Source organism: Actinophytocola sp., assembly GCF_036378875.1.
In the GTDB taxonomy this organism is placed as follows: domain Bacteria; phylum Actinomycetota; class Actinomycetes; order Mycobacteriales; family Pseudonocardiaceae; genus Actinophytocola.
On the sequence record NZ_DASUVO010000058.1, the window covers coordinates 1 to 14007 of the forward strand.

General features: G+C 68.5%; 12 protein-coding genes. 4 read left to right on the top strand and 8 right to left on the bottom strand.

Annotated features, from left to right (window positions below; genetic code table 11):
- Positions 1 to 271: 271 nt before the first annotated feature.
- Positions 272 to 904: a TetR/AcrR family transcriptional regulator gene (locus VF106_RS17065; RefSeq protein WP_330840711.1), complete on the bottom strand. Its 633-nt coding sequence runs from the start codon at positions 902 to 904 to the stop codon at positions 272 to 274.
- Between the two features lie 49 nt (positions 905 to 953).
- Here VF106_RS17065 and VF106_RS17070 point away from each other — a divergent pair, with 49 nt between their 5' ends.
- The 3 genes from VF106_RS17070 (at position 954) to VF106_RS17080 (ending at position 4939) form a co-directional block, all read left to right on the top strand.
- Positions 954 to 1823, top strand: coding sequence for a shikimate dehydrogenase (locus tag VF106_RS17070; RefSeq protein ID WP_330840712.1), 870 nt, complete (start codon positions 954 to 956; stop codon positions 1821 to 1823).
- Positions 1808 to 3550: a sugar phosphate isomerase/epimerase and 4-hydroxyphenylpyruvate domain-containing protein gene (locus VF106_RS17075; RefSeq protein WP_330840713.1), complete on the top strand. Its 1743-nt coding sequence runs from the start codon at positions 1808 to 1810 to the stop codon at positions 3548 to 3550. The genes VF106_RS17070 and VF106_RS17075 overlap by 16 nt, the downstream gene beginning before the upstream one ends.
- 102 nt (positions 3551 to 3652) lie before the next feature.
- Positions 3653 to 4939 carry an SGNH/GDSL hydrolase family protein gene (locus VF106_RS17080; protein WP_330840714.1) on the top strand — a complete coding sequence of 429 codons (1287 nt, stop codon included), beginning with the start codon at positions 3653 to 3655 and terminating at the stop codon, positions 4937 to 4939.
- On the opposite strand, the gene VF106_RS17085 is transcribed toward VF106_RS17080, so the two are convergent.
- From VF106_RS17085 to VF106_RS17100, 4 genes are read right to left on the bottom strand one after another with little or no spacing between them, the layout of a single operon-like run.
- Positions 4932 to 5987, bottom strand: a complete 1056-nt coding sequence (locus tag VF106_RS17085; RefSeq protein WP_330840715.1) for an AI-2E family transporter — start codon at positions 5985 to 5987, stop codon at positions 4932 to 4934. The genes VF106_RS17080 and VF106_RS17085 overlap by 8 nt on opposite strands.
- Positions 5984 to 6871 (bottom strand): KPN_02809 family neutral zinc metallopeptidase, encoded by an 888-nt coding sequence (ypfJ, locus tag VF106_RS17090; RefSeq protein WP_330840716.1) that lies wholly within the window; start codon positions 6869 to 6871, stop codon positions 5984 to 5986. Before ypfJ ends, VF106_RS17085 begins: the two co-directional genes overlap by 4 nt.
- Before the next feature lie 37 nt (positions 6872 to 6908).
- On the bottom strand, positions 6909 to 7511 hold the full coding sequence (locus VF106_RS17095) for a glycoside hydrolase family 28 protein (RefSeq protein ID WP_330840717.1): 603 nt from the start codon (positions 7509 to 7511) through the stop codon (positions 6909 to 6911).
- Positions 7481 to 8344, bottom strand: coding sequence for a glycoside hydrolase family 28 protein (locus tag VF106_RS17100; protein WP_330840718.1), 864 nt, complete (start codon positions 8342 to 8344; stop codon positions 7481 to 7483). The genes VF106_RS17095 and VF106_RS17100 overlap by 31 nt, the downstream gene beginning before the upstream one ends.
- A 398-nt stretch (positions 8345 to 8742) precedes the next feature.
- Between VF106_RS17100 and VF106_RS17105 the strand changes: the two genes are divergently transcribed.
- Complete coding sequence (locus VF106_RS17105) at positions 8743 to 9741, top strand: glycosyl hydrolase family 18 protein (protein WP_330840719.1); 999 nt, start codon at positions 8743 to 8745, stop codon at positions 9739 to 9741.
- Between the two features lie 663 nt (positions 9742 to 10404).
- Here the strand turns inward: VF106_RS17105 and VF106_RS17110 are convergent.
- Genes VF106_RS17110 through eccD form a run of 3 tightly spaced genes read right to left on the bottom strand, consistent with a single transcriptional unit; the run spans position 10405 to position 13560 of the window.
- Positions 10405 to 11811, bottom strand: coding sequence for a hypothetical protein (locus tag VF106_RS17110; RefSeq protein ID WP_330840720.1), 1407 nt, complete (start codon positions 11809 to 11811; stop codon positions 10405 to 10407).
- A gap of 5 nt (positions 11812 to 11816) precedes the next feature.
- On the bottom strand, positions 11817 to 12161 hold the full coding sequence (locus VF106_RS17115) for a hypothetical protein (RefSeq protein ID WP_330840721.1): 345 nt from the start codon (positions 12159 to 12161) through the stop codon (positions 11817 to 11819).
- A gap of 1 nt (position 12162) precedes the next feature.
- Entirely contained in the window at positions 12163 to 13560 is a 1398-nt protein-coding gene (gene eccD, locus VF106_RS17120; protein WP_330840722.1) for a type VII secretion integral membrane protein EccD, read from the bottom strand.
- Between the last annotated feature and the right edge of the window lie 447 nt (positions 13561 to 14007).

A 14007-nucleotide genomic window follows, 5' to 3' on the forward strand; every position in this document is an offset into this window, starting at 1 on the left:
CAACATCGCCCCAACACTGCGCCGCATGGCCCGCGACATCACCCGAGACCGTTTTCATGATCAACGCCAACACAGATGGTTGCGCAGGCATCCCCCACCCATACCCGGGGGGCCACCCCGAGGCCATCGTACCAAGCCACAGAGACAAAACCCCTGGTCGCGGGGGCCTGTGGACAACTTTCGGTGGCGAGTCCGAGCGAATGGGACTTTCGTGCGCCCAACCGAGCTTGCCGGGTCCCATGTGGCACGAGGGGAGCCGCGACGCCGGGGGTTAGCGGGCTGCCAGGTAGTCCAGGAGCACGTCGCCGAGCATTTGGCGGTGTTGGGGGCGGTAGGCGGGGTCCAGCATGTCGCGTTTGAAGATCGCGCCCCATGTGTGGCGGTTCGCGATGCGGAACACGCAGAACGAGCTGATCAGCATGTGGATGTCCAGCGGGTCCACGTCGCCGCGGAAGGCGCCTGACTCGTGGCCTCTGGCCAGTATTCGGGTGAGTACGTCCAGTGCTGGGTTCGCCAGACCGCCGAGCACGGTCGACCTCGCGATGTGCTCCGCGTGGTGGATGTTCTCGATGCTGACCAGGCGGATGAAGTCCGGATGCGACTCGTGGTGGTCGAACGTCAGCTCGGCCAGCTGGCGCATCGCGTCCACCGGGTCCAGGTGTTCCACGTCCAGCTGCTGCTCGATCGCTCGGATGCCCGCGTACGCGTGCTCCAGCACCTCGATGTACAGCCGCTCCTTGTTGCCGAAGTAGTAGTAGATCATCCGCTTCGTGGAGCTCATCTTCGCGGCGATCTCGTCCACCCGGGCGCCCGCGTACCCCTTGTCCGCGAACTCGCGGGTCGCGACCTCGATGATCTCGGCGCGGGTGCGGTCCGCGTCCCGGACTCGGTCGGGCTGTGCCATCGGCCCAATGTATCGCGGACGTAACTAACTATCTGGTACGTTCATTAGCGTGGACAGCTACCTGGTGGGGCTGGTCGGTACCGGGATCGGGCCCTCGTTGAGTCCGGCGTTGCATGAGCGTGAGGCTGACCTGCTCGGCCTGCGGTACCTCTACCGGCGGCTCGACCTCGGGGACCTCGCGCTCGCCGCAGAGGCGGTCGGGGACGTCATCGCCGCCGCTCGGCTCGCCGGGTACGACGGGGTGAACGTCACGCATCCGTGCAAGCAGCTGGTTCTGGCGCATCTCGACCAACTTGATTCGACGGCCGCGGCGCTTGGTGCGGTGAACACCGTTGTTTTTCGCGACGGCGAAGCAATGGGCTACAACACCGACACCACCGGCTTCGCTCGTGCTGTTCGGACCGGCTTGCCGGGGGCGCGGTTGGCGCATGTCGTCCTGCTTGGTGCGGGTGGGGCTGGTGCCGCTTGCGCTCACGCGCTGCTGGGCCTCGGGGCCGGGCGTGTCGACGTGTTCGATCTCGAGCCCGCGCGTGCGGCCGCGCTCGCCGGCCAGCTGGGCGAGCGGGTCGTGGTCGGACGTGAACTCGAGGATGCCCTTGCCTCGGCGGACGGGTTGGTGCACGCCACACCCACGGGCATGCACGAACATCCCGGACTGCCATTGCCCGCCGACCTGCTCGACCCGCGGATCTGGGTGGCCGACGTGGTGTACCGGCCGCTCGACACCGCGCTCGTGCACGCCGCCCGCGCCAGGGGCTGCCGGGTTCTCGACGGCGGCCGGATGGCGGTCTACCAGGCCGCCGACGCGTTTCGCCTCTTCACCGGGCGTACCCCGGACGCCGACCGAATGCTGGGGCACTTCGCCACCCTCGAGGACATCCCCGAGCAACTCCTGGAGACGCCATGCCCAACCCCCTGAGCATCGCGACCGTCTGCCTCTCCGGCACGCTCGACGACAAGCTCGCCGCCGCGGCCTCCGCCGGGTTCGACGGCGTCGAAATCTTCGAGAACGACCTCGTCGGCTCGTCGTGGTCGCCGAAACAGATCCGCGAACGGTGTGCGGACCTCGGCCTTTCGATCGATCTCTACCAACCCTTCCGCGACTTCGAGGCCGTACCACCCGACATTCTCGAAGCAAACCTGCGCCGCGCCGAACGCAAGCTCGACCTCATGGCCGAACTCGGCACCGACACCATGCTCGTCTGCTCGTCGGTGTCCCCGGACGCGGTGGATGACGACGACCTCGCCGCGGAGCAACTACACCAACTCGCCGAGCGGGCGGCCGAACGCGGCATGCGCATCGCGTACGAGGCGCTGGCGTGGGGCCGGTTCGTCAACACCTACGACCACTCGTGGCGGATCGTGCGCCGGGCCGGGCATCCCGCGCTCGGGTTGTGCCTGGACAGCTTCCACGTGCTCTCCCGAGGCAGCGACCCGTCCGGCATCCGGGTGATTCCCGGCGACAAGCTGTTCTTCCTGCAGTTGGCGGACGCGCCCCGGTTGCGGATGGACGTGCTGCAGTGGAGCCGCCACCACCGGCTGTTCCCCGGACAGGGCGCGTTCGACCTCACCGGGTTCGTCCAGCGCGTCCTCGGCACCGGCTACGCCGGCCCGTTGTCGCTCGAGGTCTTCAACGACGTGTTCCGCCAGTCGGATCCGGGCGGCACCGCCGTCGACGCCATGCGCTCCCTGCTGGTGCTGAAGGAGAAGCTCGGGATCGGTGACCTGCCGGCCGCGCCGCCGCTGGCCGGCTACGCGCTGGCCGAGGTCGCGTCGAACGACACGGGGATCACGGACACCTTGGCAGCACTGGGCTTTCGCGCCACGCACCGGCATGGCGACGAGTCGGTGCAGCTGTGGCACCAGGGCGACGCCACGCTCGCCGTCCGTACGGGTGCCACGACCCGGATCACGACGGTCGGCGTCGCGAGCACCGCGCCGGAGGTCCTGCTTCAGCGAGCCGAACATCTGCTGGCTGTACCGGCGGAATCTGGAGTAGTTACTCCAGATGGCACAACACTTACTTTCACCGCCGAACTAACGGATGTCGATGGCGAAGACAACGAGACGGATCTGCTGACCGGCATCGACCATGTTTCGCTGACCGCACCTTTCGACGTCGTCGACCAGACCGCTTTGTTCTACCGGTCGGTGCTCGGCCTGGAATCCGAGCCCGAAGCCGAGTTCGCGGCGCCGTTCGGGTTGGTGCGCAGCCTCTCGGCCAGCGACGGCCGGGTCCGGATCGTCCACAACGTGGCGATGTTACGTCGCGGCGAGTGGGCGCCGGCCGTGCCCGACCCCCAGCACATCGCGTTCACGACCACGGACGCGATCGCGGCCGCCCGGGCAATGCGTGCACGAGGCGCACCGTTGCTGGACATCGGTGACAACTACTACGACGACCTCGACGCGCGCCTCGCCCCGCCCCGCCTGGCCGAGCTGCGGGAGTGCTCGGTGCTCTACGACCGCGACGAGCACGGCGAGTACCTGCACTTCTACACGCACATCCTGGGCGACCGGGTGTTCTTCGAGATCGTCCAGCGCATCGGCGGCTACGCGGGCTACGGGGCCGTGAACTCCCCGGTGCGGATGGCCGCGCACCGAAGGGAACGACTCAACGCGAATGACCACCGAAAATTTCGGTGACTATTCACCGGGTTGACCCGGAATTGCGTGGTGCTCTACTTTGCCGTCAGGACCGGATGATTTCCGAAACATTTCGGTACTTTCGGGAAAGGCGACGAAGCCATGCGCGGAAGACGGTTCGCGGTCAGTCTCGTCGGGGTGCTCGCCGTCGCGGTGGGCATCGCCGTGCAGCCGGCCGAGACGCCGGCCGCGGGTGCCCCTGTCGCGGCAGGACAATGGGTCAACACCTGGGCCTCGATGCCTCAGCTGACCGAGCCGGGCAACATGCCGCCGGCCCCGTTCACGCAGCCCAACCTGGTCATGGCCGACGCCACCTTGCGGCAAACCGTGCGGATCACTGTCGGCGGGCCGCACCTGCGACTCCGATTCTCGAACGCCTTCGGTGGCACGGCATTGCCCATCACCGCGGCGTCGGTCGCACTGCCGGCCGGTGGGCGCGCCGGCGTGTCCGCGATCGAGCCGGGTAGCACCAAGCCGTTGACCTTCAACGGGCGGCCGGGCACCGTCATCCCCGTTGGCGCGCAAATGGTGTCGGATCCGCTCGGGTTCCGGGTCGCCCCGAGAACGATCCTCACCGTCACGATCTACCTCGCCACGGGTCAGGCGTCGAACAACATCACCTCGCACCCCGGCTCCCGTACCACCTCACACCTGCTGGCCGGCAACCACGTCGCGGACGCCGACCTGCCCGGCGCCACGCCGACGGACCACTGGTACTTCCTCAGCGGCATCGAGGTGTTCTCCCCGCGCGGCACGTCCGGCGCGGTGATGCTCGGCGACTCGCTGACCGACGGCCGCGGCTCGACGACCAACGGGAACGACCGCTGGCCCGACCAGTTGCTCGACCGGCTGCAGACGAACCCACGCACCGCGGACGTCGCGATCCTCAACCAGGCCGCAGGCGGCAACCGCGTGCTGAACGACGGTCTCGGCCCGAACGCGCTCGCCCGTCTCGACCGCGATGTCCTCGCACAGAGCGGGGTCGAGTGGCTGCTCGTGTTCGAGGGTGTCAACGACATCGGCACGGCCGCCGCCACTCCCGAGGCGCAGCAACAGGTCGCGGCCGACCTCATCGCCGCGTACGAGCAGATCATCGTGCGCGCGCACGCCCAGGGCATCGACGTCTACGGCGCGACCCTGCTTCCCTTCGGTGGCAACACGGGTTACGACGACCCGGCCGGAACCCGGGACGTGGCAAGGCAAACCGTGAACGAGTGGATCCGATCGAGCGGCCGCTTCGACGCGGTGATCGACTTCGACAAGGCGGTTCGTGACCCCGCCACGCCACGGCAACTGCTGCCCGCCTACGACGTCGGCGACCACCTGCACCTCAACCCGACCGGCTACCGAGCACTCGCGGACGCCGTGCCAGCACGCCTGTTCAACTAGAGCGGAACGCCGCCCGAACCGTCGCGAGCACGGGAACGGCGAACAGCGCGCCGACGATGCCGGCGAGCTCGACGCCGACCGTGATCGCGACGAGGATCGCGACCGGGTGCAGCTTCACCGACTTGCTCATCAGCAACGGCTCCAGCACGTTGCCCTCCAGTTGCTGCACCGCGATCACCACGCCGGCCACGATCAACGCGACGATGAAGCCCTGGCTCACGAGCGCGACGAGCACCGCGACGATCCCGGTCACGAACGCGCCGACGATCGGCACGAACGCGCCGAAGAACACCAGCGCGGACAGCGGCAGCACGAGTGGCACCCCGGTCACCCACAGCCCGAGCCCGATGCCGACCGCGTCGATCAGGGCCACCAGCATGGTCGTGCGGATGTACGCGGTGAGGTCGTGAAAAGCACGCTCCCCGGCCTCGCGCACCCGGGTGCGGCCGGGTTCGGGTAGGAACTCAGTCGTACCGCGCCACATCCGCGAGCCCTCGTGCAGGAAGAAGATCAGCACGAACACGACCACCGCGAGCCCGGCCAGGATCGTGCCCGCCGTCGCCAGCACGCCGAGCGCACCGGAAGCGAGTTGCGACCGGTTGCGAGTGACCCAGTCCTTCGCCTCGTCGAGCATGCGGTCGAGCTGTTCGGCGCTGAGCCCGAGGGGCCCGTTCGTGAGCCAGTCACGCAGCTGCCGGTAGCTCTCGTCGAGCCGGTCGCCGAGATCGGGCAGGCCGTCGACCAGCGTGGACACCATGAAGTAGATCAACCCGCCGACCGCGGCGAGACCAGTCAGCAGCACGGCCGCGGCGGCGAGACCGCGCGGTACGCCGCGGCCGTGCAGCCAGGTGACGCCCGGCGCGAACAACGCGGCCAGCAGGAGCGCGACGGCCAGCGGCACGACGATCACGGTCAGCCGTGCGATCACCTGCCCGACAACCCACAGCGTGACGGCGATGATCAGCAGGTACAGGCACGTCAGTGCCACCTTCCGCAGCTTGGCCAGCTGGTCGGGCGGCTCGGGAGACTCTTCGGAGGACTCGCTCATCCGAGGTCGTTCGTGTTGAACGTGTCGCACTGACTCGGATCGCCGGTCTGGTAACCGACCGTGTACCACTTCTGTCGCTGCGCCGATGAGCCATGGCTGAACTGCGTGGTGTCGACCTCGCCGCCGCCCAGCTCGCGCTGGATGTAGTCGTCACCGATGCGGGCCGCGGCGTCGAGTGCTGCCGCCACGTCCTGGTCGGTCACCTGGGTGATCAGCGGTTCGCCCTGCGCGGTCGGGGTGGTCGTCGCGTGGTTGGCCCACGCGCCCGCGTAGCAGTCGGCCTGAAGCTCCAGCCGCACCGAACCCGATGTTGGTCCGGTGGCCTGACCGACTTGCGCCGAAGTTCCGAGCAAGTTCTGCACGTGGTGACCGTACTCGTGCGCGAGCACGTACCCCTCGACGAACGGTCCGCCGGCCGCGCCGAAGCGTTGCTGCAGTTCCTGGAAGAAGTTGAGGTCGATGTAGACCTCGGAGTCCGCGGGGCAGTAGAAGGGTCCGGTCGCCGAACTCGCGTTGCCGCATCCGGTCTGCACCCCGCCCGAGAAGAAGTTCGTCTCCGCGAGGCGGTAGCCGTCGAGCTGGGTCGACCAGTAACCCTGGATCGAGTTGATGAACGCAACCGCGCGGCAGTCGGCGTCACGGTTCGCGTCCGCGCCGGTGCGGCACCGTTCCTCCAGCGACGACGAGCCGACCTGTTCGTTCGGTCCGATGTCGCCGAACCCGGGTGCCGCACCGGTGCCGCCGCCGCCGAACTGCGAGATCACGAAGTAGATGATCACGCCGAGGATGCCCAGCCCGCCACCGCCGAGGGTGATCAGACCGCCCATGCCGCGCTGGTCGGTCACCTGTGACGTGTCGAGGTCGGCACCCTCGTTGAATCTCACCCCACGATGCTCGCACGAACGGGGTGCCCCGGCATGATCACACGTCCATCGGCGCACCGTTCTCGGTCACATCGTTCAGAACGAGGCCCGCGACGTTCTCCACGACCGACGGTTGGTCCGTCCGCTGGAAGTCGACGTTCGTGAGCTGGATCGCGCCGACCGGGTTGTCCGGGTAACCGCGCAGGTTGAGTGCTCGCTGCGCGTGCTCGACCGTGACGTTCTCGACGGTGATGCCGGTGACGTCGGGGTTGAAGCCGTGACCGGGGCCTTCCTCGTAGTAGAAGTCGATGGTGATCACGGCCTGGCCGACGGTGCCGATCGTGATGTCGCGGGCGTGGAAGTCGTGGATGAAGCCGCCACGGATGGAGTTCGTCTTGAAACGCAACGCCGTGTCGAGGTTCGGGCTGCTCAGCCGGAGGTTCCTTGCGTAGACGCCTCGGACGCCGCCGGACATCTCGCTGCCGACGGTCACCCCGCCGTGCCCGGCGGCGAAGTCGCAGTCCTCCACGAGAATCCGCTCACTGGGCACGTTCACCCGGCGACCATCGGCGTTGCGGCCGGACTTGATGGCGATGCAGTCGTCACCGGTGTCGAAGGTGCAGCCGCGGATCACGACGTCCTGGCTCGACTCGGGTTGCAACCGTCGTTGTTCGGCCCGTGCGTCACCACGGTCGCGTTTCGCACCAGCACGTTCCGGCTGAGCACCGGATGGATCTCCCACATGGGGGAGTTGATGATCGTGACGCCTTCGATGAGCACGTCACGGCACCGGTACGGCTGGACGAAGCTCGGCCGCAGGTAGTCGCCGTTCCCGAAGACCCGTTGCTCGACCGGCACACCCTGCTCGGCCATGGTCTGGAGGCGGGTGCGTGCGGCGGCCTGGTGCGGGTCGCCCGGTTGCCAGCCGTAGGCCGGATTTCCCTTCCACGGCCACCAGTGCGCGTTGTCGGCCTGGCCGTCGAGCGTGCCGGTGCCGGTGACCGCGATGTTGCGCTGCCCGAACGCATAGATCAGCGGTGAGTAGTTGTGGAGCTCGGTGCCTTCCCAGCGGGTGAAGACGGCGGGTAAGTACGCGTTGGGGTCCTGACTGAACGCGATGGTCGCGTTCTCGGTGACGTGGAGGTCGACGTTGCTCCTGAGGTGGATCGGGCCCGTCAGGTAACGGCCGGCCGGGACGACGACGTGGCCGCCGCCCGCCTTCGCGCAGGCACGCACCGCCTTCGCGAACGCCAGCGTGCAGTCGGTGATGCCGTCGCCTACCGCGCCGAACCGGGTCACGGGGAAGTGCCGCCGCGGGAATCGCGGTGGGCACACGGCATTCGCGATCGCGTCGGCCTGGTCCCATGGGCTCAGTGCCGGGCTCTGGCCTGCGAAAGCGCTTGCCTGGCCGAGAGCGGCGCTGCCGACCAGTGCTCCGGTCGTGGCCGCGGCCGCTCGGCCGAGAAAAGCTCGGCGGGACCAACGTGCTGACATCGCGTGCCTCCGGGATTCTTTCGTAACCGCCGGGAAACAGTCTGGGAAGTCAGCAGTACCGCAGCCGTGGTCGGCGACGCAATGGCTCCGAACAAACCGGGTCAAACGGAACGGCGGCCCGTCGAACGAGTCGAAGGCGGCGTCGAACACGCGGAATCGTTCGGCCCTTCGCAGTTGCGCTTAGCTTGAAGCAAGCGCTGTCCCGGGTCAGCCAGCCGCTGCCGCGGACGGTACCAGGCGCGGCCCACGCGCGCCAGAGGTTTGGAAGGTTGACTAACCAATCTGTCGCTAATGGTTCAACCAATCGTGTGTCCACTCTTGACCCGGCGCACAGTCGCGCGATTCACTTATCGTGATCGCGCGTACACCTTCTTCCCCCTGCTTTGGAAGGAACGCTCATGCTGTCTTCGAACCTGCACCGGCATCGTCGCCGGGTGCGGTGGGGCGCGGCCGGACTCGTCGCGACCACTCTCGCGACCGGGTTGGCGTTCGCCGGACCGGCGGCCGCGGCGGCGCTACCCAACGGTTTCCGGAGCGTCGGCTACATGCCGTCGTGGTCCGGCAGCGTCAACAGCATCCAGTACACCAAACTGACCCACATCAACTACGCCTTCGCGCTGCCGAACGCCAACGGCACGCTGAAGGCGATCGAGGCGCCGAGCAAGCTGTCCTCGCTGGTGAGCCGCGGACACAGCAACAACGTCAAGGTCTCGCTCGCCATCGGCGGGTGGAACGACGGCGACGACTCCGCGTTCGAGGCGCTCGCGAGGAACGCCAGCACGCGGACCACGTTCGTCAACAGCGTGGTCAACGTCGTGAACCAGTACAGCCTCGACGGCGTCGACATCGACTGGGAGTACCCGGACCCCGGTGCCTCGGGAAACAACTTCAGGGCGTTGATGCAGCAGCTGAGCACTGCGATGCACAGCCGGGGCAAGCTCCTCACGGCGGCCGTGGTTTCCAACGGCGGCACCGCGGAGGGCGTGCAGACAGCGGTGTTCGGCTACGTGGACTGGCTGAACATCATGGCCTACGACGGCGGCAGCCCGCACGCCAACTACGACTGGTCGATCGCGTCGGCGAACTACTGGAAGTCGCGCGGCCTGCCGGCGAGCAAGACCGTGCTGGGCGTGCCGTTCTACAGCCGGCCCGGCTACTACACGTACGCCCAGCTCGTCTCGATGAACTCGGCCAACGCCAACCGAGACTGCACAACCGCGGGCGGCGCGCAGCAGTGCTACAACGGCCTGCCGACGATCCGGCGCAAGACACAGTGGGCGATGGCGAACGCCGGCGGCATCATGAACTGGGAGCTGTCCCAGGACACGACCGGCAGCACGTCCCTGGTCAGCGCCATCTACGAGGTGGCGACCGCCAAGGTGCGGGTTCCGGCCTGACTGAGGGGGTGGGCAAGTGGACTAGTGGCTCAGTGGCTGAGCCACTAGTCCACTCAGCCACTACGCCACTAATTGGCTGAGTGGATGAGCCAGTGAGCCACTTAGCCAGTGAGTGGATGAATGGCTCACTGGCTGATCCAGTGATCCACAGGGTGGACGAGTGGATGAGCCACCAGCCCACTAGCCCACTGAGCCAGTGAGTGGTCTAGTGGATGAGCCACTGATCCAGCTGGCAGCTGACCGATGGAGGCCCGCGCGCGACCGCATGCGAGTGACCGGCGGCTGGCCCCGTTGAGGGCTCGCGTGGGTTGCGTGCGAAGGGTGCCGAAGGGTGTGGGCTGGTCGGTATGACTGACTTCCCCGTCGAGGAATGCGCGGTGGTGGTTCGGGTACGCCGTCGTCTGCGGGCTGGGCAAGTGCTGGCTGGTGGGACCTCGCGGGCCGCGCTCGACCGCCCTCGGGCGGCCCGCGGCCGGTCTCGTCGAGGGTCTCGCGCGGCTTGCCGGCGAAGGGTGCGGGCCGCTCGACGCAGCCGAACACCCCACCGAGGGACCCGCCGTGGTGGTGCGGAACCACCGTCGCCTGCTGGCTGGGCCGGCACTGGCCTGGCCGGTGGCCCTCGCCCCCATGCGTTCGGCGAACGCGCTGATCCTGGCCTGTGGATCAGTCGAGCAGTCTGCCGTTGCGCACGATGTTCAGATGATTGAGGTAGACGCTGCCCATGCCGCTCAGGTAATCCTGCCAGTACGGGCCCTTGCTGTACCTGACGGCGATCTCCGCCAGTTGTGCGTTGGTCAGCGCGGTCGGGTCGATCAGTCCGTAGCCGGCTGCCTGCTTGAGGTCGGCCACATGCTTGGTGGCGATGAAGATCTGCTCGCGGGCGTCCCTCATCGAGTTCATGATCTCCGTGCGTTGGGGCTCGGTAAGCGCCGCGGCGTCGTAGCCGAGTGTGTCGGCCGCGCGTCTGATCTGCATGTCGATCGCGCCCATGGAGGTGTAGTCCGGGGGCAGGGAGGCCGCGCGCCCGCCGTCATACGCGTCCAGCAGCCAACTCGGCCAGGTGTCCCTGCGTGAGAAGACCTTCTCGTCGTACGAGAGGGGTGAGCCGCCGATTTCCTCGTAGGCCACGGCACCCATCAGATCTGCCGGCACGCCGTACTTCTCCGCGGCGGCCTTGATGGCCTCCTTGTTGTGGGTGATCCACTGCTGCTTCAACTGGTCCAGTTCACCTGGCTGCTGTTCCCACCGCTTGGTGTCGTCCCAGTCCCAGGGCAGGTGGCCGCCCGGCACTCGGGCCGCGTCGGCGCGAATGTCCGCCAGCGCAGGGGAAACCGCGCCGGTCGCGGTGACGTCGGCTGGCGCTGTGCCGGTGCCGGGCAGGCGCACGTGGGGGTCGCCGGCCGCCTCCGCGACTTCGCCCGCCAGCTGTGGGTTGTTCGTTGTGACCGATGTGGATAGTGCGGAGTCCACACGGTAGTCCGGCAGCAGCTCGTAGGCCTTGCGCAGTGCCGGGGCGCACGCGACGCGTGCCTGTTTCTCCGTCTGTTTCGCCGTGTCGAACAGCTGCTTGGCCTTCTCGTAGAGCGGCGGGCACTGCTGTAGCACCGCGGTGGCCTTCGCGCGTGATGCCGGCGGACCTACCTGTGCGTCCGCCTCCACTACGGGGCGCAGGGTTTCCCAGTATCGCAACGGGTCTTCACCGCCGTCGGAGACGTCGCGGGGTAGCCAGCGGTATGGGCGCATCGCCTTGCGCAGCTCGTGCGACACGTTTCGGCCGTCCTGGACCGTGCGCTTGGCGTCCGCCAGCTTCGGCACGTATGCGTTCAGCGCGTTCGCGGCGGCCCTGACGCCACCGGCGAGGTGGCCGAGGAAGGTGTGTGCCTCGGTCACGCGCGAGTCGAACGCCTCGCGGCTCGCGCCCGCCCAGTCGATCTTCCCGTTGATCGCCGTGATCTCCGGGCGGACCGTGTTCTCGACGAGCCCGGCGAACCGCTCGTATTCCTTCGCGTTGACGTCGACCATGTTCGGTTCGGCGAGGAAGATGTGTTTGATGTCAGCGAAGTACGCCATCGTGATCACCGACGGTCGGGCATGACCATCGTGCCCTCCCGCAGCAGTTGGTCGCTCGCCGCGCGGTACTGGGCCGCCTTGGCGTCGTCGAAGCCGGCGTGCGCGTTCGCCACGTCCCGGACCTTCGTGGCCAGCGCGGAAAGCAGCGCGACCACGTCCGCGCACTGGTCGGCGGCGAAGCGGGTGATCCGCACGATCTCGTCGCCGATCTCCTGTGGAGCACGCGGAGCGCGTGCCTGTGTGCCGAGTTCGCCGTCCAGTCGTCCGGCCCGCAGGTAGCCGGCGAGCTCGTTGAGGATGTGCGCGTTCCCGTTCAGCGAAGCCGGCCGGCTCCGTAAGCCCTGTGCCACGTCAGCTCACCGCGTCCCGGACCGCGTTGTAGACACCAAGCAGCGCCGCGGTGACCGGCAGCAGGCTGATCATCACGATGTACTCGAGGATGTCGAGCCACCGCGCGCGGAACGGCGAGTTCGCGCCCCGCACCACCCGGCTCGCGTACACAACGCAGAGCGCGCCCGCCAACGCCAACACCGCGGCCGTCGCGAACAGCCAGTCATCATCCACAGTGGACGAGAGGCGGAAACCGAGCCCGGTCAGCGCGACCAGCCCGACCGCGACGAGCGACACACGCTGTGCCGCGGCGGCGTAGGAGCGGGACCGCAGAAGCCACGCCGTGCCAACCAGTCCCACCAGTAGCGCCGCCCAGGGCGACGCCGAACCGAGTACCACGAAACAGCATCCGGTCGCGGCGACACCCAACGCGCTCACCAGTGCGCTCAGCAGCCGGGCCGCCGACGACGTCACGCCGAGCACCTCCGAGCCGAGCGCGGGCCGCTCGTCCGCGCGGAAGGCGTCCATGTCCTCCGGCACGTTCGGCAGCGGCAGGCCGGCCATCCGCAGCGAGATCATCGGCGCTAGCGTCGTGATCGCGGTCAGCAGGATCATCGCGACGGCGGCGGCGTTCACCGGCAGGACGTCGAAAAGCAGCACGCTCGCGGTGACCAGCGCACCGGCACCCGACGCGACCGCGACGGCGATGAACCACACCTCCCGGTGCACCAGCACGACCGCCAACACCGCGTGCAGGGCCACCGCGGCCAACCCGACCGCGAGCGACTCCGCGCCGGCCGGCCACACCGTGTGTGGCGGCAACGCCGTGAGGCCGGTGGCGAGCGCGGCGGCGGTGCCCGCGCCAGCACACGCGCAGGCGGCCGGCACGTCCCCGTACGCCCTGGCCAGCGCGGCACCGGAGAGCAGCAGCGCGACGGCGGCCACCCCGGCCGCGATCGGCGCCTGCGGCTGCCCGGACAGTGCGGCGAGCACGAACGCCGTCATGCCGGTGAACAACAACGCCGCCGACACCAGCCCGAGCCGCCGGCCGACCGTCGGCCGCCACGCACCGCGCCGGGTCTGGGCCGCGCTCGCGATCGCGTCGACGACGTCGTCGAACAGCAGCGGCGTGCTCGGCCCGACGCGTGTGGTCAGGTGCAACACCTCGCCGTCGCCCAGAGACGCCGCGGCGACGGTCAACCCCGGCGGCAGCGGCTGCCCGCCGACGCGGGACAGAGCCCACCCGCTGCCGTCCGGGCCCGGCCGTTCCGGCGCGCCGGCCAGCCGGACCAACTGGGGGACCAACTCGGCGAGCGTGCACTGCACCGGCAGCGCCACGTCCATCCGGGCGCGTGGCGACACCACGGTGACGCGGCGCAAACCGGAGGAAGGCACCGCCACGGGGACGGTCATGGACATTGGCGACACCTCGGGTAAGTGGCGGAAGGTGGGTTGGAGCCGGCGATGGACAGGGCCCAACAAGCCCCATCGGCCGCTTCTTGATCAACGCCAACACAGATGGTTGCGTAGGCATCCCCCACCCATACCCGGGGGGCCACCCCGAGGCCATCGTACCGGGCGGCGGGGACAAAATCCCTGGTCGCGGGGGCCTGTGGACAACTTTCGGTGGCGAGTTGGAGCGAATGGGACATTCGTGCGTCTCTGGCTGGCGACCAGGCTTGCCGGAGCCCTGTCTGCGGCTGGCTGGGAGTGGATTCGGCGAGCCCCTGAGTGGTTGGGGGGCGCGGCTGGATGAGGGTGGAGAGCGGTGAAGGTTGGTGGGGCCGGAGTTGGCGGGTTGTGGCGATTTCTTGGGGTGGTGGGGCCCTGTGGCCGGCTGGGGGTTGGGTGGTGGTGGGGGTCGCA

Coding starts and splice junctions, on each gene's coding strand:
- VF106_RS17085 (WP_330840715.1), bottom strand. CDS start 5,987: ATGAGCGAGTCCTCCGAAGAGTCTCCCGAGCCGCCCGACCAGCTGGCC.
- VF106_RS17080 (WP_330840714.1), top strand. CDS start 3,653: ATGCGCGGAAGACGGTTCGCGGTCAGTCTCGTCGGGGTGCTCGCCGTC.
- VF106_RS17105 (WP_330840719.1), top strand. CDS start 8,743: ATGCTGTCTTCGAACCTGCACCGGCATCGTCGCCGGGTGCGGTGGGGC.
- eccD (WP_330840722.1), bottom strand. CDS start 13,560: ATGTCCATGACCGTCCCCGTGGCGGTGCCTTCCTCCGGTTTGCGCCGC.
- VF106_RS17110 (WP_330840720.1), bottom strand. CDS start 11,811: ATGGCGTACTTCGCTGACATCAAACACATCTTCCTCGCCGAACCGAAC.
- VF106_RS17100 (WP_330840718.1), bottom strand. CDS start 8,344: ATGTCAGCACGTTGGTCCCGCCGAGCTTTTCTCGGCCGAGCGGCCGCG.
- VF106_RS17065 (WP_330840711.1), bottom strand. CDS start 904: ATGGCACAGCCCGACCGAGTCCGGGACGCGGACCGCACCCGCGCCGAG.
- VF106_RS17075 (WP_330840713.1), top strand. CDS start 1,808: ATGCCCAACCCCCTGAGCATCGCGACCGTCTGCCTCTCCGGCACGCTC.